Genomic DNA, 26,070 nt, shown 5'->3' with positions numbered 1-26,070 from the left:
GGATGCCTTGAATGCGCCATCGATTTGCACCTGCGTTCACGCAAATGGCCTGGGCACTGATGCTGTCCAGTCTGCCTGTAAGCCTGGCGTTCGCGGCTACCGACAGTTGCAGCGGCCTGGGCGCCCTGCCGGCCGTGGTCGAGGTCGGCGAAGGCCTGCAACAGACCCTGCAATCGCCTGTAGCGATCACCCGGCTGGCCATCGGCGACCCGAAAATCGCCGATGTACACCTCAACGGTGACCGCGCCTTCCTGCTCACCGGCGTTGCCTCGGGCGCCACCAGCCTGATGGTCTGGACCCACTGCTCCAGTGCGCCGCGCCAAAGCATGGTGTTCGTCAAGGGCAAGGCCAGCTCAAGCCTGACCAGCCAGGCCCTGGCGCCGTCCGACGACCCGTCCCTGCCGAGCCAGGTGCAGACCGATATCCGCTTTGTCGAAGTCAGCCGCACCAAGCTCAAGGAGGCCAGCACGTCGATTTTCGGCGGCACCCGCAACTTCCTGTTCGGCAGCCCGCGCACAGCCGGGATGAGCCTGCCCCTGGATAACGAGAGTTTTAACATCGGCATCGGCGGCGGGCGCTTTTCGGCGCTGATCAATGCCCTGGAACGCAGCGGTTTTGCCTACACGCTGGCGCGACCGAGCCTGGTTGCCATGAGCGGGCACAGTGCGACCTTCCTTGCCGGTGGCGAAGTGCCGATCCCAGTGCCCAGTGCCGGCAGCGACACCATCTCCATCGAGTACAAAGAGTTCGGTATCCGCCTGACCCTGACCCCCACCGTGATCGACCGCACGCGGATTTCCCTCAAGGTCGCACCGGAAGTCAGCGAGCTGGATTACGCCAACGCCTTGCAGGTAGAAGGCATCCAGGTACCGGCCCTGACGGTGCGGCGTACCGACACCACGGTGTCCCTGGCCGATGGCGAAAGCTTTGTGATCAGCGGCCTGATCAGCAATAACAACCGCTCCACCATCAGCAAGTTTCCAGGCCTGGGCGATATACCGATCCTTGGTGCGTTTTTCCGTGACAGCAACGTCAGCCGCGAGGAAAAAGAGTTGCTGATGATCGTTACCCCGCACCTGGTCCAACCCCTGGCCGCCAACGCGCGCCTGCCGTCCCTGCCCGGGGAAAAACTGCGCAACTACGATCCCAACTGGTATCGCCTGTACTTCCTGGAAAACGGCAACTTCGACCGACGCACAGGACTTTCCCAATGAGCGATAGCCTGAGCCAGACGTTCCTGGCAATCACCCGCAACACCACCGACCTGGAATGGCTGCAAGGCGCCCTGGCGCCCCTGGGCCAAGTGGTCAGTGCCGGTGGTGGCAGCCTCGACGAACTGCTGGCCCTGGTGGACGTGACCTTCGCCAACCTGGTGTTCGTCGGCCTGGACCGCGAGCATGTAGTGGCCCAGAGCGCCTTGATCGAGGGCGCCCTGGAAGCCAAGCCGATGCTGGCCATCGTCGCCCTGGGCGACGGCATGGACAATCAATTGGTACTCAACGCGATGCGTGCCGGGGCGCGGGATTTTGTCGCCTATGGTTCACGCTCCAGCGAAGTCGCCGGCCTGGTGCGGCGCCTGAGCAAACGCCTGCCGCCAGTCGCCCACAATGCGCACCTGGGCGGCCTGACGGTGCTGTATGGCACCCAGGGCAATGCCGACGGCGCCCTGCTCGCCAGCCACCTGGCGATGGTGGTGCAAAAGAGCGGTCAACAGACCCTGCTGCTGGACCTGGGCCTGCCCCGTGGCGACAGCCTGGCGTTGCTGGGCCTGGAAAGCTCGTTCAACTTTGGCGATGCCCTGCGCCACCTGCGCCGCCTGGACACCACGCTGATCAACAGCGCCTTTACCGCCACCGAAGGTGGCCTGCGCATCCTCGCCTACACCGAAAGCGACGACCCCCTGGAACTGACCAGCGCCGCCGAGCTGTACATGCTGCTCAGTGCCTTGCGCCAACACTTCCAGCACATCGTGGTAAACCTCACCGGCCAGCGCGACAGCGAAGCCCTGCGCACTTTTGTCAGCCACTGCGACAAGCTCTTGTGGTGCACCGACCAGAATGTCCTCGACTGCCGACGCAACCTGGCGGTACTCAATCAGTGGCGGGAAAAGGGTATGAAGCTGGACCATGCACGGCTGCTGATCGACCGCTATCTCAAGGGCGCCGCACCGGACAGCGAGGCCCTGGAAAAGAGCTTCGGCCTGGAAGTCATCGCCGTGCTGCCATTGAGCCCGGAAGTGCGCCTGAACGCCAAGAACCAGGGGCAAACCTTGTTCAGCCTGGCGCCCAGGGAGACCCTGACGCAAAACCTGAAGGTCTTGGGCGAACGCCTGGCCAAGCGCTCCGAAGGTCTTGAAAAACCTTCCACCCGCTGGTTTGAGCGACTGCGGGGGACCACCAAATGAACGGCGAAAAGCTCTTCGGCGCGCCCGCCCGTGGGCTTGGCAGCGCAGTGGATCACGACGGCCTGAAACTGGTGCTGCACCGCTACATCATCGATGCCATCGAAGAGTCGGGGAAAAACCTGCTGGAAGGCTCGCGCCAATCCCTGGCGCAATTTGTCATCGACAAGGTGTCCGAATACATCACGCGCATGCACCTGGCAATTTCCCGTTATGAGATGGAGCGCCTGGCCGAGGAAATCGTCGATGAACTGACCGGCTTCGGCCCTCTGGAAGTGCTGTTGCGCGACCCGTCAGTGACCGAGATTCTGGTCAACGGCCCACACCGGGTGTTTGTCGAACGGGACGGCCTGTTGCACCAGAGCGACCTGCGTTTTATCGACGCCCACCATGTGGAGCGGGTCATGCAACGCATCCTCGCGCCATTGGGTCGGCGCCTGGATGAATCTTCGCCGATGGTCGACGCCCGGTTGCCCGATGGCAGCCGGGTCAACGCGATCATCCCGCCGATTGCCCTCGACGGTCCGTGCCTGTCGATTCGTAAGTTTCGCAAGGACATGCTCAAGAGCAGCGACCTGGTAGCGATGCAGACCATCGACCAGTCGATCTTCGAGTTTTTCCAGGAGGCGGTGGGCAAGCGCTGCAATATTCTGATCAGCGGCGGCACCGGCACCGGCAAGACCACCTTGCTCAATATTCTCAGCCAGTTGATCAACCCCCACGAACGCCTGGTGACCATCGAAGACGTCGCCGAACTGCAACTGGGCCACCCCCACGTGGTGCGCCTGGAAACCCGCCCGCCCAATGCCGAGGGGCACGGTGAGGTGAAGGCCAGCGACCTGATCCGCAACGCCCTGCGGATGCGCCCGGACCGCATCATCCTCGGTGAGATCCGTGGTGTGGAAGTGCTGGATGTGATGACCGCAATGAACACCGGCCACGACGGCTCCATGAGCACCGTGCACGCCAACAACGCCCAGGACGCCCTGTTGCGCCTGGAAACCCTGGTGGGCCTGACCGGGCGGGTGGTCGCGGAGAAAACCCTGCGCCAGATGATCTGCGCGGCGCTGGATGTGGTGATCCAGCTGACCCGCCTGCCCGACGGCCGGCGCTGCGTCAGTGAAGTGGTGGAAGTGGTGGGGGTGCGCGATGACGTGTATGTCACCAACACCCTGTTCCGCCATGACCGGCGCACCGGCTTCGGCTTCCTGCGCGAGGCCGTCAACCCGGCGGGTGACAAACTGCGCCGCGAATCCGCCCTGCCGCTATAGGAGCGTCACCATGACCGGCGCCATCCTGATGTTCAGTTGCGTGATCCTGATTGGCGTGTCGCTGCACCTGTTCCTCAGTGGCCTGCGCCAGGCAGAAACCGACCGCGTCCTGGAACGACTCGCCGAAGGCCAACCGCTGCTGGCCGAAGAGCGTGGGCGTTGGGTCGGCCTGGAGCGCATGTTCCAGCGCGCGGGCCTGGGCAAACCCACCGACAGCCTGGGCCTGTGGGTGACCTGCTGGGTGTTGGGCGCCGTCCTGGGGTTCCTGGTGTGGAGCTGGGTCGGCCTGCTGAGCATGGTGTTGCTGCCGCCGCTGCTGCTGCGGCTGTACATCGCCTGGCGCTATCGGCGGCGGGTGAAGCGGATGATCGAACAACTGCCGCAAGTGCTCGACCATACAGTGCGCAGCCTGAAGTCCGGACGCACCCTGGCCGACGCCTTGCTGGGTGCGATCGACAGCACCGAGGAGCCCTTGAAGCCCGCCATGGGGCGTATCCAGCGCAATGTGCAACTGGGGGTCAGCCTGCCCGAGGCCGCCAGTGATTTTGCCGAGTTCTACGAGCAAGACGAGTTCCGCATGCTTGCCCTGGGCCTCAAGGTCAACCACCGCTACGGCGGCAATGCCAGTGACTTGCTGGAGAACCTGATCAAGGTGATCCGCGAACGGGAACAGGGCGCGCGGCAATTGCGCGCCATGACCGGCGAGACGCGCGTCACCGCCTTTGTCCTGGCGGGCATGCCGATCGCCATGGTGGGCTATTTCATGCTGATCAACCCAGGCTACCTGCTGACCATGTGGAACGACGACAGCGGCCGCTACATGCTGCTGGCCGCGCTGACCATGCAGGTGCTGGGCTGCCTGACGATGTGGCGCATGTTGCGGAGTATTTGAGATGGTCCTGCTGATCAGTGCCTTGTTGTTTTTGGCTGCGCTCGTTCTGATCGCCGGCCAGTTGCTGGCCCAGCGTCGCCGCGAGCGCCTGGTCAACCAGCGCCTGCAAGGCCAACTGGTGCGCCGCGACCGGCTCGGCACCCTGCTCAGCCAGTTTGGCAGCAGCCAACTGGCCCAGCGTTCGGTGAGCATGGATAACGAAACGCAGATCCTGCTCAACCGCGTGGGCTGGCGCAAAGCCAATCAGCGCTCGATCTTCGCCGCCTGCCAGATTGGCGTGCCGCTGGTGCTGGCCGGGCTGATCCTGGTGGGTGAGGAACTGATCTTTCCCGGCGCCGACTCCCCGTGGATCGCGCCCCTGCTCGGCCTGGGCGTGGGCTACCTGATACCCAAGCGCATCCTCGCCAGCGCGGCCAAGGCCCGCCAGCAGCAAATCTCCCGTGAGGTGTCGACCTTCATCCCGCTGCTGCGCATTCTGTTCGAGTCGGGCATGGCGGTTGAACAGTCGCTGCGGGTATTGAGCGTTGAAGCTCAGCGCCTGCTGCCCGCGCTGACCCAGGAGCTGCGGCTGATCCTGGCACGGGTCGACTCCGGCCTGGAACTGAGCGAGGAACTGGGCAAAACTGCCCGGCTGCTGGCCGTGGACGAATTCACCGACACCTGCATCATTCTCCAACAACTGATCCAGCAGGGCGGCGGCGCCATGAAGTCGCTGCTGGCCCTCAAGCAACTGCTCGATGACCGCCGCTTGACCCGCTTGCAGGAATTCATCTCGAAGATGTCGGCCAAGATGTCGGTGGTGATGATGGTCTTCCTGTTTCCCGCTTTATTGATTGTGCTGGGGGGGCCGGCATTCATTGCGATCTCCCGGGCCCTGAGCAGTTTTTGAGGAGCGCTCGATGAAAGCACTGATTGCAGGCCTGGGCCTGCTGATGCTCGGCGGCTGTGCCAGTAACGGCCAGACGCCGTGGTCGGCGCTGATGACCCCGGGCAGTTGTGCCAAGCCCAGCGCCGAGCAGGAGCTGTCGCTGAACCTGGCCGACGACATGGCCAATGAAGGAAAGATGCACGCCAGCCTGGCCAACCTGCAAAGCCTGCCGGAGTCTTTGCCGCAAGTGCGCCAGCGCAAGGCCAAGGTCTACCGCCTGCTCGGGCGCAGTGAAGCGCAACCGCTGTACCGCAGCCTGCTGGGCACCTGCATGGCGGCCGAAGGGGAACACGGCTTGGGTCAACTGGCGGCGGCCCAGGGCGACAACGCCCAGGCCTTGGCCCATATGCAACGGGCGGCGCAACTGGCGCCCACCGACGAAAAAATCCGCAACGACCTGGGGGTGGTCTACCTCAACCAACGGCGCCTGGAAGAGGCGCGCTTTGAGTTCATGACGGCCATGGAGCTCAAGCAAAGCGATCAACTGGCGGCGGTCAACCTGGTGACCCTGCTGATCTACCAGGACAACTGGGGCCAGGCCGCACAACTGGCCAGCCAAGTGGGCCTGAGCCCCGAGCAGGTCACCGAGGCCCAGGCCCGGGCCGAGAAACTCAAGGCCGCCGGCACGCCGGCTGCCAAGGCCAAGGACCAGGTCGCAGCGGCCAGCGATGCACCGCCCGCACTAATCAAGTAAGCGCTTGAAGGAGCCGATGATGAAATTCCCCTACCTCGCCAGCCTGACGCTGCTGGCCCTGCCCCTGACGGTACTGGCCATCGAGCCTGGGCCCTCGTCCAAGGCCCAGCAGGAAACGGAGAACTGGCTGAGGCTGCAAGTCGACGGGCAAGCCGCCTCACCCACGGTACAGAGGGCAACGCCCGCCGAACGTGAACTGGCGATACAGCGTTTGCTGGAGAGCAAGAAATTCGCGATCCCCGAAAAGTTCGACGAAGACAACGCAAGCGGGGGCTCGGGCAGTAGCAAATAAACCACAGCCACTGGAGAAATGTGGGAGCGGGCTTGCCCTGATGCAGATCAGTTAAGCGAACGCAATGCTCAAGACAGTGAAGATCAAATGTGGGAGCGGGCTTGCTCGCGAAAGCGGTGGGTCAGTCAACATCAATGTTTGCCGGGCCGACGTCTTCGCGAGCAAGCCCGCTCCCACAGGGGGATCTGCGCTTAACTGACTGGCATTAAGCTTGCCCGCTCCTACAGGGCTGTACGCAAAGCTTCAGTGCGCCGTCACCCGCTGGCGCAATGCCGAGTTGCTCGGTGACAGCGCCAACGCCAGTTGGGTGCGGTTGTGCATATGGGTCAAGCGCAACACCTGGGACACGTACAACTTGACCGTGTTCTCGGTAATACCCAGCTCGCAGGCAATCTGGTAGTTGGTCTGGCCCTTGCCCACCAGCCGCGCGACGTCCAGTTGCCGGGGCGACAACTGATTGAAGATCGCCGGCACCTCCAGGCGCTCGGCCTCCTCGCTTGACCCTTCGCCCTCGGCTTGCGGCGCCGGGCCGCGACGGACCTTGTCCAGGTCCTGGTACAAGTCATCGATGGACTCGGAAAGATATTGCAGCTTCTGATTCAAGTTCCCCAGGTGCAGATTCTTGTGGCGCTCTTCCAGGGCGGCCTCCTGGCGCTGCAAGCCTTCGAGCAACTCATTGAGGTTGATGGGCTTTTGGTAGTAATCGGAGATGCCCACGCGCAAGGCCTTGATCACGTCCTGCTTGTCCGCCCGGCCAGTGAGCATGATGGCTTCGAAGGCACGCTGCTTGCCGGCAATTTTCTGCAGGGCCTGCACCAACTCAATGCCGTCCATGTCCGGCATATGCAGGTCACACAGCACCAGGCCGATCTGCGGGTCTTCACTGAAGCGTTGCACGGCCTGCTGGCTGGAGCCACACGGGACACAGCGATAACCGCTGCTTTCAAGAAATTCGCAAAGCTCCTCCACAATCAGCGGTTGATCGTCGACCACGAGCACTTTTACTGCAGATGTAAGCTTGTTCACGCGCTACTCCATGCCTGGCAAGCCAAAGATTGACCTATCCGTTCCGAGGAACTTTCCTAATTACCGGTACAAATAAACGTAGACGTACTTTGCGACTATGTACATAGCGATATAGAGCGCCCGCGACTAATGGAGCCACGGCCAGGCCAAGGTAAAACCCACTAAAAGAAACGGTGCAAAGGGCAGTTTTTTTGACGGGTCCACCACCAGGTAACCCAGGCGCGCTCTAACGCCTTGACTAGCAAGCGGTAACAGCCGAGGCCCATAGACCAGCCATGCGACATTGGCCGCGCCGGCCCCGATCAGCGACCACAACAGGTAGGTCGAATTCGACGCCAGCGCCAACGCCGCGAGCATCTTCACATCCGCGGCCCCCAGGCGCCCGAGGGCGTAGCCGGGCAGCGTCAACAGCAGCGCCAGGATCAGCGCCCACAGCCCTTCAGACCGGGACGTGCCGAGCCAGGTGCTACCGCTCCACAGCAGATAGAGCAGCGCCAGCAACGCCACGCCCAGGGTCAGGCGATTGGCGATCTGTCGCTGGCGAATATCCTGCATTGCACACAACACCAACCAGACAACTACCACGAGGCCTTGGATCACGTAAAAACCGTCCCTTTTTGCCGATTGATTCTATGCTGATATCAGGTAGTAGCAGTCAGGGTAGTCGCAGTGATGAAAACCAGCCTCCCTAGAAAGCAAAAAGGCGCCGTCGCCATCGAATTTGCGGCGGTGTTCGTGATTTTTTTTGCCGTGTTCTATGCCATGGTCAGCTATAGCCTGCCGCTGTTGCTGCTGCAGTCGTTCAACCAGGCTACCGCCGAAGCCGTGCGCCGCAGCGTGGCACTGGACCCCAGCACCCCCAACTACAATGCGGCGCTGATCCTGCGGGCGACCCAGACCGTGCAAAGCCAATTGCAGTGGATCCCCGCGACGTTCCAGTTCCAGGCGGCCCATATCAATCCGACCTACACCGCAGGCGTGTTGACCGTCGAGATCAACTACCCCTCGGCCAACCTGAAGAACGTCCTGCCGTTTATTGTGCTGCCGGGCATTGGCACAGTGCCCCGCTTGCCGACCACGTTGCACGCCCAGTCGAGCCTGCAATTTTGAACTCCGGTGACAAAATCTTCGGCAGGCTGCTGGGCCGCAGCAGTGCCCAGGCCCTGGAGACGCCCGCCAGCCCGCCGGCGCAAGGCTTGCACCTGCGCCTGGACCCGCAAGGTCATGTGCTAGATATCAGCCGGGCATTGCACCCACAGTTGGCCCGTCACCTTGGCGCCCCGGCTCACCCGCTGTTGCGCGACCTGCTGTGCCTGCCTGGCGCATTGAGCATCGAAGGCACTCCCGCCGACTGGCAGCGGCACAGCCTGGACCTGGATTTCCAGGGCGCCGCCGATACCATCCTGCATACCCGTGGCTGGATCGAGCCGGACGGCGATGGCTGGATCCTGCGCCTGCTGGATATCAGCGACCTGCTGAACGGCCGGCAATTGGCCCAGCAGCGCGAACAGAACCACCAATTGGCCAGCCAGATGAGCGAGCAGCTGCGCGTCTGCAGCCTGACACGCCTGCCGCAAGTGTTCAGCGAGCACCTGCGCAACCTGGCCCAGCGCTGGCATATCCCGTGCGTGGCGATGGTCCTGCTCGACCAGCAGGACCAGGACTGGCTGGTCTACAGCGGCTACAGCGCCCACGACGCGCCGCAGTTGTGGGAACCGGGCCAACGCCTGGGTACCTGCCTGGACAGCCTCAACGGCAACACCGCGCTGAGCCTGAAAACCCTCCAGGGCCGCAGCGAACACCCGCGCCTGTACAGCGTGTTTGGCAGCGCCGAGGGCCTGCTGGTGCCCTATCGCGATAGCCAGGGGGTGGCCGCCTGGTTGCTGTGCGGGTTCTACAGTGGCCACCCCGACGTCAGCGAACGTGACTGGCTGAACCTCGCCGCCGCCCTCGCCGCCCCTTTGCTCAGCCGCCTGCGCGAGCAACGTCATCACCAACAACTGGAACGGGTGGAAGCCTTGCAAGGCCTGCTCGGTACCGGCTGGTGGGAATTGCTGGAAAGCGGTGAAGAAATCCTGCTGGCCCCACAGCTGATGCGCAGCCTGAGCCCGGAAGATGCACCGACCAAACAGGTACTGGCCAACTGGCTGGAACTGATCCACCCCGCCGACCGCCAGGAACTCAACAGCCGCCTGCAAGACCTGCAAACCCTGGGCAAACCCTTGTTGACCAGCGTGCGCCTGCTGCGCAGCGACGCCAAGCAGAACCCCATCTGGTACCGCGTCCAGGGCCAGGTGCTGGGTGCCGGCGAGCAGCGCCGCTGGATCGGCTTCATGCTCGACATCAGCGACATCAAGAACCAACAATTGCAGGCCGCCGCCGCCCATGCGCGCCTGGACAACCTGATCGCCAGCTCCCCGGCGGTGATCTACGTGCAGCGCTACGTCAACGGCGCGCTGCACCCGGCGTTCTTCAGCGACAGCCTGCTGCCGCTGCTGGGCTGGACCCTGGCCGAATGCACCCACGACACCTCCGTGGAATGGGTACACCCCGAAGACCGTGACCTGTACTTCGAACGCACCCGGCAGTTGCTGCGCGAAGGCAGCGTGCGCAGTCGCTACCGCGTGCGCGATCGCCAGGGCAACTACCACTGGCTGCTGGACGAAGCCAAGCTGCTGCGCGACGACCTCGGCTTGCCGGTGGAGGCCGTCGGCCTGTGGCTGGACGTCACCGAAGCGACCCTGGCGGCGCAACAGATCAAGGACAGCGAAGAGCGCTATCGCATCCTCGTCGAAGACTCACCGGCGATGATCTGCCGCTACCGCCCGGACCTGACCCTGACCTTCGGCAACACGCCCCTGGCCAACTACCTGGAATGCACGCCGGCCCAGTTGCCGGGGATCAACCTGGGCCACTGGTTATCTGAAGAACAGCGCAACGCCTTTGTAAAACGCATCGGCCAGTTGAGCCCGGAATTCCCCGTCAGTACGGCTGAAATCAGCCTGCAACTGCCGGGGCGCGAACATGCGTGGTGGGTCTGGTCGGACCGTGGCGTATTCGACGAACACGGCCAGTTGCAGGAAGTCCAGGCCGTGGGCCGCGACAACACCGAAGTGCGTCGCTCCCAGCAGCAACTGACCCAAAGCGCAAAAATGGCCACCCTCGGCGAAATGGCCACCGGCCTGGCCCATGAGATCAACCAGCCGCTGAATGTGATGCGCATGGCCATCGTCAACGTGCTCAAGCGCCTGGGCAACGGCGACGTGCAGATCGACTACCTCACGGAAAAACTCCAGCGCATCGACGCCCAGGTCCAACGCGCCGCCCGGGTGGTGGACCACATGCGCGTGTTCGGCCGCCGCTCGGAGGTCGAGCAACAACCCTTCGACCCGGCCCAGGCGGTGGAAGGCACCCAGTCACTGCTGGGAGAAGGCCTGCGCGGCAAAGGCGTGGACCTGCGCATCACGCCGATGGACTTGGGCGTACAGGTCAACGGCCATGTCGACCAACTGGAACAGGTACTGATCAACCTGGTGGTCAACGCCCGCGATGCACTGATGGCACGCCACGAAAAAAACCACGACTTCCACCCCTGGATCGCCCTGTACAGCGAACACGACAGCCGCCATGTGCGCATCTGGGTCGAAGACAACGGCGGCGGCATCGATGCGCGGTTGCTGGAGCGGATTTTCGAGCCGTTCTTTACCACCAAACCGATTGGCGTCGGCACCGGACTGGGGTTGTCGGTAAGCTACGGCATTGTGGAAAACATGGGCGGACGCCTGAGCGTCGCCAACAGTGAACAGGGGGCGCGGTTTTGTGTGGAGTTGCCGGTGGTGGGTGGGGGTTAGATCACAAGGTAGGCGCGGCCCATGTGGCAGGTGAGGTTGGCGCCGACTTCAGCATTGCCAAGGTTGATGCCCAGAGCGCTCAGTAGCGTATTGACGATAGGGTCCAGCAGCGGCGACAAAAGCCCTTGGACGAGCCCGACAAGGGTTGTGGTGATCGTTGCCAGGAGCGTCGCGACACCTGCCAGCGCTCCATTCGGAATCGCCGGGGCAGGAGGCGGTGCGTAGGTCACCTGAAGTCCATTCAACGTGTTACCCAGGCTGTTGATGATGTTGACACTGGAAATACTTTTGTAGGTCGGCGGGAGGTTCATTTCTGCCACCGGGGAATAAAACAGGCTTTCTGTTCTCTGCCCTACAGTTGATTGCGCCTTTAACAAAAATCCGCCGCCGACATTGGCTTTGCGTGGGTCGCAGCCTCCCAACAAAGTGCAGTGCTGGGTACCGATATCAATGAGGCGGACCGGCTGGACATCCACTGGTGTCGATGAGGAGAACGCCTTGGCCGGGTCAATTTTACCGACTGCCAGGGTGGCCAAAGAACTGGTGGCCTGGGCAGTTAATGTCTTGGTTGCGGAGGTTGCACAGGTGAAGTCGGTAACATGGCTTTCGCCACTGGCAGCCTCGATGTAAATGTCCAGCGTACTGGCAATATCAATATCTGTGCGCTCGCAAGACAGAGCACATAAAAGAGCATTTACGATAGCTGCCAGGTCCAGATTCAAAAGCCCCTTCACTACTTTGATCACTGGGTCGGTCAAGCCTGCCAGCCCCGATATCACAGAAGAAACCGTCCTCAAAATCGGCGCATCCACCGAGATCAGCGTGCGTACTTGTGCAGTGCGCACGGAAATCTGATTTGCCCCCGTAGCCAAGCCAGCCTTGGCCAGGGCGGGGTTGCCGATGGCGGATAGCTGTGGCGGCTCCATGACTTTGGTTTTGACTGAGAAGGTGGCGACCAGTGGCACGCTCAATTGAAAATCTGCCCTCACCAAACTATTGCCATTGGAGAGCTGGGCCACGCCCTGCAGCAACTGGAACAACTGCACGTCCGTATTCAAGGCCGCTGTGGGCGTGCCCGTCGCGACATCTAACAGATCGCCCAGCTTGAGCACTTTGGTGTTCGGCGCAATCGCCTCGATGGCAAGCACGTTGGTGATGGTCGCCGCGACCGCCGAACCGTTGGTTTGCAGCACCTTGACCGCCGCGTCGATCAATTGCGTCGCCGAAACCGCGGTGTTGAGCAGCGTCGCGTAGTCACCCGCCGCCACATTCGCTTGAATAGCCAGTTGGTCCAAGTAACTGAGCAGGTTCACATTGGTATTGATCAAGCCCTGCCAACCCACGGCGGTCAGGGAAAGGCCACCACCAAGCAAGCCACCGATGGTTTTGTTCAAGATGTCTGATTGAGCCGAATTGACCGTCAGCAGCGAACTGCGAATCGTCAATTGCGCCACCGGCGGCGCCAGCGCCGCCACTGCTGTCGCGGTCAATGTGGTATTGGCGTTGTACGTGCCACTGAACAGCTTCCACACCCCGTTGGCGATACCGGTGGCGACCGTGCGGCTCGCCACTACGCGGATGGCCTCGTTCTTGGTGGCATCGGCAGTGAAGACACGGGTGTTAAGGCCATTGGTCAACAACGTCCCACACGTCACCGCCAGGGCGCGGCTGGTGTCGTTGGCGACGACGGTGAAACCATTGCGGGTGGCATTCTGCTTGGCGTAATCGACGGCGGTGGTGCTGCCGGAGCACTGCCCGCCGCGGTTGGCGGCTTCCAGGGCGGCGGTGTCGGCGATGGCTTGCAGCTTGCGTTTTTCCAGGTACAGGCGGCCGCTATCGACCACCAGCAACAGAAACACCAGAGCCAATGCCAGGGTGCCGGCGAATACCAGACCGATTGCGCCACGTTGGCCAGAACGAAGTCGGGGAGACATCGAGCACTCCTTTGCCGGCGAACTGCCGAGCGCTTACTCTCCTGTAGTCAACAGCAGTGTAGACAAGGCTTGCAAGGTACGCTGGCAAGTCGCCACTTTGGCGACTGACGGAAAGAAACACCGCTCGACGCTGGTTAGTCCGGCCGCTGCATGGCAGCGATGCGGGCACCTCGGTGTATCGAGTTGTACGGAGTCGATCCCATCGCAGCCTCGCCGAGGCTCGACAGCTCCCACAGGGGAGCCGCGACACCTGCACATTTGTCTTGGCAACACAGATCGAATGTGGGAGCTGTCGAGCCCCGGCGAGGCTGCGATGGGATCGCCTCGGTGTACCTGCTAAACCGCAGCGCCCGCATCGCAGTGATGCAGCGGCCCTACACGGACCGAGTACGACTTAGCGAGGCGGGTAGTTGGACAGCACCTTGGTCACCGTCGCCCGGATCGCCGCATTGCGGTCCTGGGGGTTGGGCGAGCTGCTCATCATCTGTTCGTCACTGCCGCGCCATACCAACTTGCCGTCCTTGCCGTCGAGCAGGTCGATCTGGAGGGTGGCGACCTTGTAGGTGACGTTGCGGGTTTCGTTGTACATCGGCGCGCCCCAATAGCCATTCCACGGGCCGCCCCAGGCGCCACCGTAGTTGGTGGTGACTTGCTGCTGGCGATCCTCGACGATCAGGTAGGCCTGCACGTTCACATCAGCCTTGGCCCCCGGGGCCGCCGGGCGCAAGCCGCGCTGGTCGAGTTGGTCGGCCACCGCCTGGCGGATGCGCTGTTCGGTGAGGTCGCTCTTGATCCGTGGATCATCGGGGCGGTACTGCAACGCTGGGTCTTTCCAGGCCCAACTGCGGTAGGCGGCAAAGTCGCGACTGGCGTCAAAATCGTGGTTGACCTGGCTGGTCTGGCATCCGCCCAAAAGCACGGCAAAAGCGAGCAAAGCGATACGACGCAACATGGTAGTTCTCCAAAGGGCAAACCGAACCTGAGATGAGAATAGCTGTTAACTCGGAGGATACGCCGTCATGGCCTTCTGCACAGCCTGGCGCAACGCATCGCCGCGTTCACTCAGGCTGCCCTGGCTGCCCGTTTCGGCGCTGGCGCTCCATACCGGCTGGCCCGTGCGGGCGTCGAACAGGTTGACGCGCACCACCACCACTTGCACTTCATAGGTGCGCACGATCGGCACCGAGTTGTACATGCCATAGCCGTTGCCATAGCGGTTGTAGCCACCGTAGCCGTAGCCATAATCGTCCTGCACCTGGCGCAGGCGTTTTTCCAGATGCACATCGGCGCTGACCAGCAAGTCCGGCGCGCGCTGGTCATGTACCGGGCGCAGGCCGCGCTGGTCGAGGGCGCCGCTGACGGCTTCGGCGATCTGTGCAGGATCTGCCCAGGCCGAGCCCGCCGGCAATTGGCCGTTGCGCCAGGCCCAGTTGCGATAGGCGCCGTAGTCACGCACCGGCGCCGGGTAGGCGCTGGCATCAAAGGTGTTGGCCGCCTGGGCAGGCGCCGGTGGCATGGGCTTGGAGGCCGCGACATACGGATTGTTGCTGGAGCAGGCACCCAGCCCCAGGCACAGCAGGATCATTGCACAGCGCTTCATTTCGATCTCCGCAGACTGGGCCGCTTAAACCGGACGGCAGATCCAGTGCAAATAACGCCCAAGTCCGGCAAAGCTTGGGTGACGACGGTGAGCGAGCTCCATCTCCAACAAGTCCTGCAAGTCGGCGCGGGCCTGGAACTCCACCGGCATATAGTCGTGGAAGACCCGCACCCCGCTCTGGCTTTCGACCTGCCACAGGCCTTCAAGTTGCGCCGCCAGTTCACGCGGGTCCAGGGGCTGTTGCGGGGTCAGGCTCTGTTTTTCGCCAGCCATGTCATTTTTGCGCATCTTGCGAAAGTGCCCCTTGAGCAAGTTGCGGTAAATCAGCGCATCACGGTTATAGAAGGCCAGGGACAACCAGCCGCCCGGCGCCGTCAACTGGTGCAGCACCGGCAGGATCCCATGGGGTTCGGCCAGCCATTCCAGCACGGCGTGGCACAGCACCAGGTCGTAGGGCTCGGTCAGTTGACCCAGCAGGTCCTGCCACGGCGCCTGGATGAACGTTGCGCTCTGCCCCGCCTCGGCGAACCGCTGGCGGGCACCTTCGAGCATCGGTTCGGCAGGCTCGGCCAAGGTCACCTGATGCCCGCGTTCGGCCAGCCACAACGACATATGGCCCAGGCCTGCGCCGATATCCAGCACGCGCAGAGGCCGGTCCGGCAGGGCCTCGGCCAAGTCGGCCTGCAACACCGCCAGGCGAATCGCACCCTTGGCCCCGCCGTAGATCTTCTCGGCAAAGCGCGTGGCCAACTGGTCGAAATGGCGATCACTCATGGGTAAACCGCCGTTCGTTGTCGGCCAGCTTGGCGCTGACCACCTGGTTCATGTCCAGGCCCAGTTCGCCGCACAACAGCAGCAGATAGAGCACGATGTCCCCCACTTCCTGCCCGGCGTGGGCGAGTTTGTCGGCGGGCAACTGGCGGGACTGGTCTTCGCTCAGCCACTGGAAGATTTCCACCAGCTCGGCCATCTCGACGCTGGCGGCCATGGCCAGGTTTTTCGGGCTGTGGAATTGCTTCCAGTCGTTGTTATCGCGGATGCGATGCATGCGTTCGGTAAGGTGTTCGAGATTCATGGGGTGCTCCTGAAGGGGTATAGCTTCGGGCTCAAAGGCGGGGATGGCAAATAAATTTACGGCGCGCGCAAGGGCGCTATCGCAGGCCAGCCAGCTCCCATATTTGGCGGTGTTTACAAATCAACATGGGGGAGCTGGCTTGCCTGCGATGGCGACCTAATCCACCACGCTGAACTCAACCCTGGCCGTCTGCCCCGCCTCATCGAGCACACTCAGTTGATAGCGCCCCAACTGCTCCAGGCTGGCATTGATACTGTCCTGACTGGCGCTGTCCCCCAGCGGTGCACCATTGAGGAACCACCAGCGCCGCCCACTGCCGCCCAACGCCGATAGCTTCAAGCGCAGTTGCTGCTGGCTACCTGCCGGTAACCGCAACTGGTCCCCCTCACGTACACCCACCACCGACAACGGCGACGCCGCCGCCAGGGCCGGGGGTGGGCAATCCGGGTCTGGCGCGGGGATGCGCGCGTCACGCCGCTCGATCCTGGGCAACCATGGCTCCAGCGGTGCCGGCCACAGGGCTATGTCCCGCGAGACCGCGCCCGGGCAACTGGCCGCCACGCGCAGGCCCTTGGCATTGACCCACACGGTCTCCATCAAGCCGACACCCAAAGGTTGGTCCAGGGCTTGCAAGGTCGGCGGCGTGGTGTTGTCCAGCGTCCAGGCAAACCGCTGACGCCGGCAATTGGGATCGCTGCGGCTCATGGGCTGGCCCAGGGGCCAACAGATCGCCGCCACGCCGACATTCATCGGTACCGCCTTAACGGGCGCAGTAATGCCGCGCTGGCTGTCGCGGTTGGTCAACACATCGTGCACTTGCAGCATCAACGGCGCCGCCGAGGCCAGGCCGAACTGGCCGGGCACCGGGGTGCCGTCCGGGCGGCCGATCCACACACCAATCAAATAGCGCGGCCCGACGCCAATGGCCCAGGCATCGCGAAAACCGTAACTGGTGCCGGTCTTCCAGGCCAACACCGGGCGCTGTACCAACTCGGCCCGGGGATCACGGTCCGGCCGCGCCTGGCCACTGAGGATGCGCCGCACGATCCACGCCGCACCCGGCGACAACAACGGGCGCTCCTTGAGCACATCATCAGGCTGCAAACGGATGGCCGCGCTCTTGCCGTCGCGGGCCAACGCGCTGTAGCCGCCGACCAGGTCCTCCAGGCGGCTGCCGGCGCCGCCCAGGATCAATGCCAGGTTCGGCTCGGCCAGCGCCGGCAGCGCCAGGGGCATGCCGCCGATGCGCATTTCGCCGGCAAAGCGCTTGGGCCCGTAGGCTTCCAGAAGCTGCACCGCCGGTAGGTTCAGCGAACTGGACAGCGCCGTGCTGGCCGGTACCGCGCCGGTAAAGCCCATGGAGAAGTTGCCCGGCCGGTAATCGCCGTAGCGTCGCGGCACATCCTGCAACAGCGATTCGGAGTGAATCAGCCCCGCGTCCAAAGCCATGCCATACAGGAAGGGCTTGAGGGTCGAGCCCGGCGAGCGCAGGGCGCTGATCATATCCACATGGCCAAAACGCCGCGCATCGTTGATATCCACCGAGCCCAGGTAGGCGCGCACCGCCATGCTTTCTTCTTCGACCACCAGGATCGCGGCCGAGGTGTGCTCCGGCAGCCGCGCGCGCCAACCCAGCAGCAGGTCTTCGAGACGCCGTTGCAGGGTCGCGTCGAGAGTGGTGCGAATCAGCGGCGGGCTGTCGGGACGGTTCAAGCGGCGCGCCAGCAGCGGCGCCAGGCTGGGTTCCAGGCGCGGCGCCAGCAACAGGGGTTCTTCCAGGGCTTCGTCGACCGCAGGTTGCGGCCATACCTGAAACTCGGCCAGGCGCCGCAGCACTTTGTCCCGGGCCTCCTGGGCGCGCTGCGGGTGGCGGTCCGGGCGCAGACGGCTCGGTGCCTGGGGCAAAACCGCAAGCAGCGCCGCTTCAGCGTGGGTCAGCTGTTGCGGCGACTTGCCCAGATACGCCCAACTGGCTGCCGCCACGCCCTGCAAGGTGCCGCCAAATGGCGCGCGATTGAGGTACAGGTTGAGGATCTGGTCCTTGGACAGATGCCACTCCAACTGCGCCGTACGCCACAGCTGGCGCAACTTGCCCGGCAGGGTGCGCGAATGGGGATCAAGCAGGCGCGCCACCTGCATCGACAAGGTGCTGCCGCCAGATACCACCCGTGCACCGCTGAGGTTCTGCCAGGTCGCCCGCACCAGGGCCAGCGGGTTGACGCCGGGGTGCTGGTAGAACCAACGGTCTTCGTAGGTCAGCAGCGCATCGAGGTAATACGGCGAGACCTCATCGGTGGCCACCGGGTAACGCCACACGCCGTTGGCATCGGCAAACCGCCACAACGGCGTGCCGTCCTCCGCCAGTACCACGCGGGCCAGGTCATCCTTGGGCAGCGGCAGGGGCCAGAGGCGGTCGGCCAGCCACAGCAGGGCTATCACCACCAGCAGGCTACCCAGGGTAGCGCGTGCAACTATTCGCAAATTCAAACGGGCAAACCTCTATGCTTCTAGGGAACTCGCCCAAGGGATTGGCGACCAAAGGCTCAGGTCCGGCAGATACGCCCACCCTTTCATCAGGAAACTCATATGCAGGTAGAAAGCTTTTTCGAATGGCTGGGCCAGGCGCTCGGTTCGGTCATCCGCTTTATCGTCGACGGGCTCAGTGGCCTGTTCGGCGCCCTGACCAATGCCGGTGGCAACTTTATCGATGGCCTGTCGCGCACCCTGGGCATGGATACCTCGATCATCAGCATCATCACCCTGATCATCGGCCTGATGCTGCTGTACTCGGCAGTCCGGGCATTTATGCGGGCCTCGATCATCATGGGGATTATCTGGTTGATGCTGGGGTTGTGGCTGCTCAGTTGGGTTGTGCATTAAATACAGACCCTGTGGGAGCGGGCTTGTGTGGGAGCAGCGGTGCGACTTGCTCGCGATAACGGTGTATCAGCCACCGAATGTATGGGCTGAAAGATCGCTATCGCGGGCAAGCCCGCTCCCACATAAAGCTACCGCCAGTTCCTATAGGGGTTGGGCTTAACGGCCCTTGATCACCATATCGGCCGGGGTTTCCCCCACTGCCTGCCAGTTCGGCCGGTACATCGACTCCACTTGCGGCGGCGGTACGCGATAAGTCCCAGGCGTCACCGCACGGGCCAGGTACAGCAGGTGCGTGGTGCCATAGCCGTCCAGGTTCAGCGCGGCCACGTAGCGATCATCGCGATATTCCTGATGTTTGATCGACGCATTCTGCATCGACTCGCGCCACTCCTTGACCTGGCTGCTGGCGTTTTCCAGGCTGGCGGCGCTTTGCCCAAGGTTCTGGTTCTCCAGCTCCAGGCCAGCCGGCAACAGGTCAACTACCAGTGCATCCGGCACCCGCTGTTTGTTGGCGCTGACCGCAATGTGCACCAACACCAGGTCGCCGCTGCGCAGGTTTTGCAGGTTCAGCGGCTGGCCATTCATCCCCAGGTACTCGCGGCGAATACTCAGGTTTTCGCCACCCGCTGCCGGCGCGTGCTGTGGATAACCGGAGATGCTCAGTTGCTGGTAAATCGGCTCGCTGCCCGGGTTGTGCAGGGTCAGTGGTGAGGCCAGCAACGGCCCTTCCAGCTTCAGGCCGGACTGGCCGTTGTTCAGCTCGCGGGTTTCGCCGCCGCTGCTCAACTGCGCCGTCCAGTTGGTTTCCGGTTTGCCCAGCAAGCCACGCCCGGCCAGGAACAGCGAGTTGCGCTCCTGGGTCGACAGCCACGGGCTGGCCGCCATCTGGTCCGACAGCTCGAACAGGCGCTCTTCACGCTTGCCCTTGGCCAGGTCGTTTTCTTCCAGCAGGGCCAGGATCATCGCCTGATCACGCAGCGGGCTGCCGTAGTCGGCCAGCCATTCATTGGCTTTGCGCTTGACCGCCAAACCGGCCAGCAAGGCCTGGTCGGCACGCGGTTGGTCACCCATCTTCTGCAGGGCAATCGCCAACTGCACCAAAGGCAGGCCGGAGCGAGCATCGCTGCGACGTTCGAACAAGCTGCGCAATGCCCCCAGCGGCGCCTGCTGACTGCGCGCCAGCACCAGCCCGGCATAGGCTTGTACGGCAAAACGCGTGTGGTCGGCGTTGTCGCTGTAGTCGACCTCAATCAGATTGCGCTCCTGCACATAGCGCAGCAGGCGTTCGCTGGCCTTTTTCAGCGCCTCGGGCGGTACGGCAAAACCCTGGTCGCGGGCGCGCAGCAGGAAGTCGGTGACGTACGCCGTCAGCCAGTATTCTTCCTCGCCATCGGCGCCCCACAAACCAAAGCTGCCGTTGTAGCGCTGCATGCCCAGCAGGCGCTCTATGCCCAGTTCGATTTTGCGCTTGCGCTCGGCATCCGGCTCGCCGGTCAAGCCCAGGCGCGTCAGCACGGCGGCATCGGCATACAACGACGGGTACAGGCCGCTGGCGGTTTGCTCCAGGCAACCATACGGGTAGGCCTTGAGCGCACGAATCTGCTCGCCCAGGTTCAACGGCGGGCGGCTCGACAGGCTCAACAGCGCCTCACGCCCGGCCGGCTCAAACAGGGCCAGTTCGCTGTCCGGCAGGCTCCAGGCGTCGTCCTTGAGCACCGCGCGGTATTGCTTGAGCAGCGCCGGATAAGCCGGGCGCACACCCAATGTCCATTCGCGGGTAAACGCCGGCAGGTTCTCGCCCGGCAGGTCCAGGCCATTGACCGTGACCTTGATCTTGCCCTGGCCAAAACCGCCCAGCGCGCGCACCGGAATCTGCAAGGTGGTGCGCTGGCCCTGGGTCAGTTGCACGCTTTGCGATGGTTCGCCCAGCAGGGTCAGTTGCCCTTCGGCGGTCAGTTGCACATCGAGCTTCTGCGCCTTGCCCGACAGGTTGGACAGGTCCAGCGCCAGGCGCGTCTGGTCGCCGCCCGCGAGGAAGCGCGGGGCCGACAGCTCGGCAATCAACGGCGCGGCAATCACGGTCTTGGCTTCGGCCATGCCGTAGCGGTCATCGCTCCAGGCCTGGGCCATCAGGCGCAGCTCGCCGTTGAAGTCGGGGATATTGACGCTGACTTCGCCCTCGCCTTTCTCGTTCAAGGTCACCGGCGCGCTTTGCAGGGCGACGATGGTGACGCTGGTGTCCGGGCGCTTGCCGCCCTTGGCCAGCGCCGCGTCACCGCCAAAGGCCAGGCTGGCCAGGCGGCCCTGGCCGGCTTCGATCAACTGCCCATAGATATCGAACTGGTCCACGCCATACGCCTTGCGGCCGAACAGGCTGGAGTACGGATCCGGGGTCGGGTATTCGGTGATATTGAGGATGCCCACGTCCACCGCCGCCACCAGCACATGCACCTGTTTCGGCACGCTGCCATCGGCATTTTTTGCCGCGACCTTGACCGTCAGCGGCTGTTTGGGGCGCATTTTTTCCGGTGCGGTCAGGGTCAAGCCCAGTTTGCGCTGGGTACGGTCCAACGGCAGGTGCAGCAAGCCCACGGCGCGTTTAGGGGTGATGTTGGCCTTGCGCTCGCCGGGACGGATCACCAGCGCACTCACATACAGGTCATGACGCGACCATTTCGGGTCGAGCTTCACCGCAAAGCTCTTGCCTTCGGCCGGCACCTCGATTTCCTGCCACCACAACGGGCCTTCGCTGGACTCCACCAACAGGTAGCCCTTGCCGGCTGCCGGCGGGGTGACGGTGACGTTGGCCGTATCGCCATCGCCATACGCCGGTTTGTCCAGCGCCAGCTTGACCTGGTCCGGGCGCACGGCGCCGCCTTCGGTGTTGTCCTGGGCCTGGTAACCAGCCCAGAAACGCTTGCTGCTGATCAGCCCGGTCTGCGGGTCCTCGACCTCGACGCGGTACGGGCCCCACTCCACCTGGAAGCTGACCTTGGCGGTGTCGCCGGCCTTGATGTTGACGGTCTGCTCATCGAGGTTGAGGAATTTCTCGTTGTAGTGATAGCTCCAGCCGTCGTTGTCCGAGTAGTTCCAGTAGTAGTCGCGGCGCTCGCGGATCAGGCGGACCTTGAGGTTGTCGACGGCAAGTTTCTGGCCGTCCTGGTTGGCCAGCAGCACTTCGAATTCCGCCGGGCCATCGCCATCGGTTTCCTTGCCATCGAACAAGCCGCGCAGGCCCGGCAATTGCTCGGCCGGCCATACCGGCTGCACCAGGCGCCGGGTGATCGGGCGCCCGCCCGACTCTTGCAGGCTGGCCTGCACGATCAGTTGCAGCGGTGACTTGGCCTCGCTCCATTTGCTTTCCAGGGTCAGTTTTTCCTGGCCCTGGGCGTCGAGCACGCTTTCGTCCAGTTCAAAATCCTGGCTCAGTTCTTCTTCCGTTACCGAGCCAAACTCGTAGCCCGGCAGGGCTTTGACCGCCTCGCGCAGCGGGCGCACATACACTTGCCCGCTCAGGCGATTGCCCGTCGCCGGGGCGCCGTAGAGGTAGCGGCCATTGACCTGGATAACGGCGTTGTCCGCCGGGCTCAACGGCGTGTCACTGCCCTTGAGTTCCAGGGCCAGGCGCTCGGGCAGGAAGTCTTCGACGAGGAATTCATACAGCTGCGGCTTGCCGTCACCCAGGTCGAACACCAGTTGCCAGCGCCCGGTCGGCGCTTCGCCGGCCAACTGCAACGGGTATTGATAGAGGCCAGAGGCATCGGCGTCCCATACGAATTTGCGGCTGACCTGTTCATCCGGGCGGCGCACTTCGACACTCACGGGCTGCGGCTTGACGGCATTGCCGTCCTTGTCGCGCAGCAGGGCGTTGAGCAGCACGGTTTCGCCAGGGCGGTACAGGTCGCGCGGGCCGAACACGAAGAATTGCAGCGGGTGCGCAGGCTGGCCGCCGATATCGAACTCGGCCAGGTCCAGCGCCGCGCTGTCGAGGCGCAACAGGCTGGTTTGCTCGCCCTGTTTGGCCAGCAATACCTGGGCCTTTTTCGGCAGCGGCAGTTCGGCGTGGCCGCCCTTCTCGGTCTTGCCCTGGCCCAGCACGCGGCCTTCGGCATCGAGGATTTCCAGCTCGACACCGTCCAGCGCCTTGCCGCCTTCCAGCGCCTGGGTAAACACATCCAGGCGATTGGCGTAGCGGTGCACCGACAGGCCGATATCACTGAGGGTAAACAGCGTGGCCGGCTGCGAATAGTTGTAGGTGCCCGAGGCGCGCATCACCGCCAGGTACACGCCCGGCTGTTGCAGTTGCTTGAGGCCGGCGATGGGCAGCAGCAGGGTTTCGCGGGTGTTGCGCGCAGGATTGAGGTCGAAGCGGCCGCCGTACACCAAGTCGGCCATGGGCAGCAGTTCGCGCGATTCATAGCTTTGTAGGCTGGTATTGCGACCCCACTGGGCGAGAAACGCCGGCAGCGATTCGGGCTTGATGCGGAAGAATTCGACGTCGATCTTGTCGACATTCAGCGCGATCACCGGCAAACCTTCGGCCAGGCGGGTGGGCAACAGGGTGCCACGGCTGGCGAAGCCGACGGTGGCTTGCAGGTCGCGGGTTTCCAGGCGGCTGACGTACTCGGCGGCGAGCTTGGCGTCATTGACCCCACGCAGGCCGGCGTCCACGGTCAGCACCAACTTGCGCTGGGGCTCCAGGTGGCGCAGGCGCAGTTCCATCAGGTTGTCGGAAAGCTCCCAGGCACCGTCGACCTTGCCGGATTTGCTGTCCACCAGGTGCAGCTTGTCGGCGAACTTCTGGTCCGGGTCCAGCGGGATCGAAAAACTCACCGACAAGGTGCTGGCGCCATCCAGTTGCACCTCAGACACGTCCACCACGCTCAACTCACGGCCGGCATAACGCTGCTTGAGCGTCGCCACATCCACCGCGGCCTTGGCCGGGGCCGTCACCGCTGGCGCAGAGGGCGCGGGGGCTGCGGGTTTGTCGGAAGAATCGCAGGCGCTCAGCAGGGCCAGCGCACAGGCCAGGAACAATCCTTTGTTAAGCATGGGGCACTCGTTGTCGGGGTGTCTGAGGGGTGAACTATATATCAGTGCCAGTGAAGCGGTTGTGGCAGTGATCACATTGACCGACGGAGGGCGGTTTGGTTCTGCGTGCAGGCCAAGTCAGGCCAAACCCTACCGCTAAAGTGCTCCAGCACCCGCTATTTGCGGGTGGCGGGTCCGAACCTCCCGCAGAAACTCACCCGCGCTGGCCTTGAGCCAATCAATCAACCGGGCGATGTCCGGCTCGGACTGTCGACCATTGCGGCAAATAACGTAATACGCCGCCGGCGACATCATCACGGGGCTGTTCAAGGCAACCAACGCCCCTTCTTCCAATTGGTCGTATACCAACGCCGTCCGGCCCAGAGCGATCCCACCCCCCTTGACCGCAAGGGTTATAGCCAGGCTCGAATCCGGAAACCGAGGCCCAGGGTGATACGGGGGCGCCGCCACCCCCTGGAACGCAAACCAAATCTCCCACCCCGGACAGATCTGATCATCCGCCCGGTGAATCAACGGGTAGCGGGCGATATCCGTCGGTGCAATATCGCCATGCTCGCGATAAAACGCCGGCGAGCATACGGGAAACACCGCATCGCGCATCAGCAACTCGACATGATGCTCGGGATAGTCCCCGCCCCCTATGACTACTGCGACATCAAATTGATGAGCCCCCAGGCTGGCAGGGTTCATATCTGCGCTGCTCAGCACCACGTCAAGATTGAACGAGGCGTCAGTATGCGAGCCATGCATTCTGGGAATCAGCCAGGTCGAACAGAGCGAAGAGGTGCACAAGAGGTACAACGGCTGGGCTGTGCGCGGATTAAGCGCCTGCAACGCCGCCTCCAGCCCTTTGAAAAACCCATCAGTGACCGGCAACAAGGCCTGCCCTGCCGACGTCAGCTTGACGCCGCGCGAGTGCCGCTCAAACAACTGTACGCCCCACCACGCTTCCAGGCCTGAAATTTGATGGCTGATGGCACTGGCGGTGAGGTTAAGCTCAGACGCCGCACGCGCGAAACTGCCCGTTTGCGCGGCGCTGACAAAAGCCTGGAGCATCGCAGTGGGTGGAGGGCGCTGAGCCATCAGGTGCTCACTTTGATCAGGATGATCCCGCAAACAATGACGAACGCCGAGAGCATCCGTCGCCAGCCGAACCGTTCATGGAAGAACAGCGCGGCAATAATGGCGCCGATAATAACACTGGTTTCCCGCAGCGCTGAGACCTTGGCCACCGCATCCAGCGACAGCGCGAACAACACCAGGCCGTAGGATGCCAGGTAAAAAATACCCCCCAAGGCCCCCACTCGCCAATGACTGCCAATGGCCTGGACAAGTGCCGCACGCTCCTTGAAAAACGCCAGCAGCGGGATAGGAATGCTCTGGAATACCGTCAGGTAAATAATGTATTGCAGCACCGTTTCACTGGCTCTCACGCCCTTGGCGTCCACCACTGTGTAGGACGCAATAAACACTCCAGCGCCCACCGCCATCAGGATCGGCTTGAGCATTTGCGCGGTCATCCTGCGTACAAATGTCAGGCTGATGATCCCCAGGCAAATCAACAACACCCCGGCCATCGCATGGAACGACAGTTGCTCATGCAGCAGAAAGTAGGAAAACAACGCCACCAGCACCGGCGGCACACCGCGCATCACCGGGTAAACCTGGCCGAAGTCGCCCGTCTCATAGGCCTTGATCAGAAACAGGCGATAGACCGTATTCAATATCACCGAAAGCAGTACATAACCCCAGACTTGCAGGCTTGGCACATTGACCAGCGGCAGCGCCGCCAGGCAGATCAGCAATGCTGTGCCATCGACCAGGGCCAGGGTCATGAAGCGGCTGCTGCCGGCCCGGACAACAGCGTTCCAGGTGGCATGCATGAAGGCGGAGATCAGGACCAGGGTGATCGCGATATCGGAGTTATCCATGGGGGTTGGCTGTTCAGAGGAGAAGGCGGGTATTTAACTCAACCTCGCGTGCCGGCCGGAAGCGAAAGCTCATCAGCACAGCCATGACCCTTCATCATGCCGACATCGCCACCACAAACACTGAAGACCTCCTGTGAAAGCTGGTTTGTGGGGGCGCCGGGCTGGCATTTGGTCACGGTTTGTAAAGGGCCAGCAAGGCGTGTCGCTTTAAATTGCAGGACGTTTCCTAGACAATCCTCAGCG

General features: G+C 63.0%; 21 protein-coding genes. 10 read left to right on the top strand and 11 right to left on the bottom strand.

The genetic code is table 11. The features are described from left to right. Nucleotides 1-11: 11 nt before the first annotated feature. From ACO77H_RS03100 to ACO77H_RS03070, 7 genes are read left to right on the top strand one after another with little or no spacing between them, the layout of a single operon-like run. Nucleotides 12-1,214 (top strand): type II and III secretion system protein family protein, encoded by a 1,203-nt coding sequence (locus ACO77H_RS03100; RefSeq protein WP_169952002.1) that lies wholly within the window; start codon nucleotides 12-14, stop codon nucleotides 1,212-1,214. Beyond that, on the top strand, nucleotides 1,211-2,404 hold the full coding sequence (locus tag ACO77H_RS03095; protein WP_172312656.1) for an AAA family ATPase: 1,194 nt from the start codon (nucleotides 1,211-1,213) through the stop codon (nucleotides 2,402-2,404). The genes ACO77H_RS03100 and ACO77H_RS03095 overlap by 4 nt, the downstream gene beginning before the upstream one ends. Further along, nucleotides 2,401-3,672, top strand: a complete 1,272-nt coding sequence (locus ACO77H_RS03090) for a CpaF family protein (protein ID WP_169952006.1) — start codon at nucleotides 2,401-2,403, stop codon at nucleotides 3,670-3,672. The genes ACO77H_RS03095 and ACO77H_RS03090 overlap by 4 nt, the downstream gene beginning before the upstream one ends. Before the next feature lie 10 nt (nucleotides 3,673-3,682). Further along, on the top strand, nucleotides 3,683-4,564 hold the full coding sequence (locus ACO77H_RS03085; RefSeq protein WP_169952008.1) for a type II secretion system F family protein: 882 nt from the start codon (nucleotides 3,683-3,685) through the stop codon (nucleotides 4,562-4,564). 1 nt (nucleotide 4,565) lies between these two features. After that, nucleotides 4,566-5,453 carry a type II secretion system F family protein gene (locus tag ACO77H_RS03080; protein WP_170042542.1) on the top strand — a complete coding sequence of 296 codons (888 nt, stop codon included), beginning with the start codon at nucleotides 4,566-4,568 and terminating at the stop codon, nucleotides 5,451-5,453. 10 nt (nucleotides 5,454-5,463) lie between these two features. Beyond that, nucleotides 5,464-6,186: a tetratricopeptide repeat protein gene (locus ACO77H_RS03075; RefSeq protein ID WP_169952012.1), complete on the top strand. Its 723-nt coding sequence runs from the start codon at nucleotides 5,464-5,466 to the stop codon at nucleotides 6,184-6,186. Nucleotides 6,187-6,205: 19 nt separating this feature from the next. Next, complete coding sequence (locus tag ACO77H_RS03070) at nucleotides 6,206-6,478, top strand: DUF3613 domain-containing protein (protein WP_169952014.1); 273 nt, start codon at nucleotides 6,206-6,208, stop codon at nucleotides 6,476-6,478. Nucleotides 6,479-6,721: 243 nt separating this feature from the next. Here ACO77H_RS03070 and ACO77H_RS03065 read toward each other — a convergent pair whose 3' ends face one another. Both ACO77H_RS03065 and ACO77H_RS03060 read right to left on the bottom strand, forming a co-directional pair. Further along, nucleotides 6,722-7,504: a response regulator gene (locus ACO77H_RS03065; RefSeq protein ID WP_170058644.1), complete on the bottom strand. Its 783-nt coding sequence runs from the start codon at nucleotides 7,502-7,504 to the stop codon at nucleotides 6,722-6,724. 126 nt (nucleotides 7,505-7,630) lie between these two features. Next, the gene (locus ACO77H_RS03060; RefSeq protein ID WP_169952018.1) at nucleotides 7,631-8,104 is read right to left on the bottom strand and encodes a prepilin peptidase; all 474 of its coding nucleotides are present in this window, start codon (nucleotides 8,102-8,104) and stop codon (nucleotides 7,631-7,633) included. Between the two features lie 72 nt (nucleotides 8,105-8,176). Here ACO77H_RS03060 and ACO77H_RS03055 point away from each other — a divergent pair, with 72 nt between their 5' ends. Beyond that, complete coding sequence (locus tag ACO77H_RS03055; protein WP_169952020.1) at nucleotides 8,177-8,614, top strand: TadE/TadG family type IV pilus assembly protein; 438 nt, start codon at nucleotides 8,177-8,179, stop codon at nucleotides 8,612-8,614. Then, on the top strand, nucleotides 8,611-11,355 hold the full coding sequence (locus ACO77H_RS03050; protein ID WP_432754989.1) for a PAS domain-containing sensor histidine kinase: 2,745 nt from the start codon (nucleotides 8,611-8,613) through the stop codon (nucleotides 11,353-11,355). Before ACO77H_RS03055 ends, ACO77H_RS03050 begins: the two co-directional genes overlap by 4 nt. Here ACO77H_RS03050 and ACO77H_RS03045 read toward each other — a convergent pair. From ACO77H_RS03045 to pbpC, 6 genes are all read right to left on the bottom strand, one after another. Next, nucleotides 11,352-13,289 (bottom strand): pilus assembly protein TadG-related protein, encoded by a 1,938-nt coding sequence (locus ACO77H_RS03045; protein WP_432754988.1) that lies wholly within the window; start codon nucleotides 13,287-13,289, stop codon nucleotides 11,352-11,354. The genes ACO77H_RS03050 and ACO77H_RS03045 overlap by 4 nt on opposite strands. Nucleotides 13,290-13,683: 394 nt before the next feature. Then, a complete protein-coding gene (locus ACO77H_RS03040) occupies nucleotides 13,684-14,241 on the bottom strand; it encodes a DUF4136 domain-containing protein (RefSeq protein WP_170042537.1) in 558 nt (185 codons plus the stop codon). 45 nt (nucleotides 14,242-14,286) lie between these two features. Continuing rightward, nucleotides 14,287-14,889 carry a DUF4136 domain-containing protein gene (locus ACO77H_RS03035; protein ID WP_432754987.1) on the bottom strand — a complete coding sequence of 201 codons (603 nt, stop codon included), beginning with the start codon at nucleotides 14,887-14,889 and terminating at the stop codon, nucleotides 14,287-14,289. Between the two features lie 24 nt (nucleotides 14,890-14,913). Further along, nucleotides 14,914-15,663: a methyltransferase gene (locus tag ACO77H_RS03030; RefSeq protein ID WP_170042536.1), complete on the bottom strand. Its 750-nt coding sequence runs from the start codon at nucleotides 15,661-15,663 to the stop codon at nucleotides 14,914-14,916. Continuing rightward, nucleotides 15,656-15,964, bottom strand: a complete 309-nt coding sequence (locus ACO77H_RS03025; RefSeq protein ID WP_133713881.1) for a MazG-like family protein — start codon at nucleotides 15,962-15,964, stop codon at nucleotides 15,656-15,658. Before ACO77H_RS03025 ends, ACO77H_RS03030 begins: the two co-directional genes overlap by 8 nt. Before the next feature lie 156 nt (nucleotides 15,965-16,120). After that, the gene (pbpC, locus tag ACO77H_RS03020; RefSeq protein ID WP_170042535.1) at nucleotides 16,121-18,451 is read right to left on the bottom strand and encodes a peptidoglycan glycosyltransferase PbpC; all 2,331 of its coding nucleotides are present in this window, start codon (nucleotides 18,449-18,451) and stop codon (nucleotides 16,121-16,123) included. A gap of 99 nt (nucleotides 18,452-18,550) precedes the next feature. Here pbpC and ACO77H_RS03015 point away from each other — a divergent pair, with 99 nt between their 5' ends. Then, entirely contained in the window at nucleotides 18,551-18,844 is a 294-nt protein-coding gene (locus ACO77H_RS03015; RefSeq protein WP_057437585.1) for a hypothetical protein, read from the top strand. 156 nt (nucleotides 18,845-19,000) lie between these two features. Here ACO77H_RS03015 and ACO77H_RS03010 read toward each other — a convergent pair whose 3' ends face one another. The 3 genes from ACO77H_RS03010 to ACO77H_RS03000 form a co-directional block, all read right to left on the bottom strand. Continuing rightward, entirely contained in the window at nucleotides 19,001-23,896 is a 4,896-nt protein-coding gene (locus ACO77H_RS03010) for an alpha-2-macroglobulin family protein (RefSeq protein ID WP_432754986.1), read from the bottom strand. A gap of 135 nt (nucleotides 23,897-24,031) precedes the next feature. After that, on the bottom strand, nucleotides 24,032-24,979 hold the full coding sequence (locus tag ACO77H_RS03005) for a LysR substrate-binding domain-containing protein (RefSeq protein ID WP_432754985.1): 948 nt from the start codon (nucleotides 24,977-24,979) through the stop codon (nucleotides 24,032-24,034). Next, nucleotides 24,979-25,827: an EamA family transporter gene (locus ACO77H_RS03000; protein ID WP_432754984.1), complete on the bottom strand. Its 849-nt coding sequence runs from the start codon at nucleotides 25,825-25,827 to the stop codon at nucleotides 24,979-24,981. Before ACO77H_RS03000 ends, ACO77H_RS03005 begins: the two co-directional genes overlap by 1 nt. Nucleotides 25,828-26,070: the final 243 nt, after the last annotated feature.

Source organism: Pseudomonas sp. WMBT8 (assembly GCF_050916005.1).
Classification (GTDB): domain Bacteria; phylum Pseudomonadota; class Gammaproteobacteria; order Pseudomonadales; family Pseudomonadaceae; genus Aquipseudomonas.
This window is presented reverse-complemented; position numbering and strand designations above follow the sequence as displayed.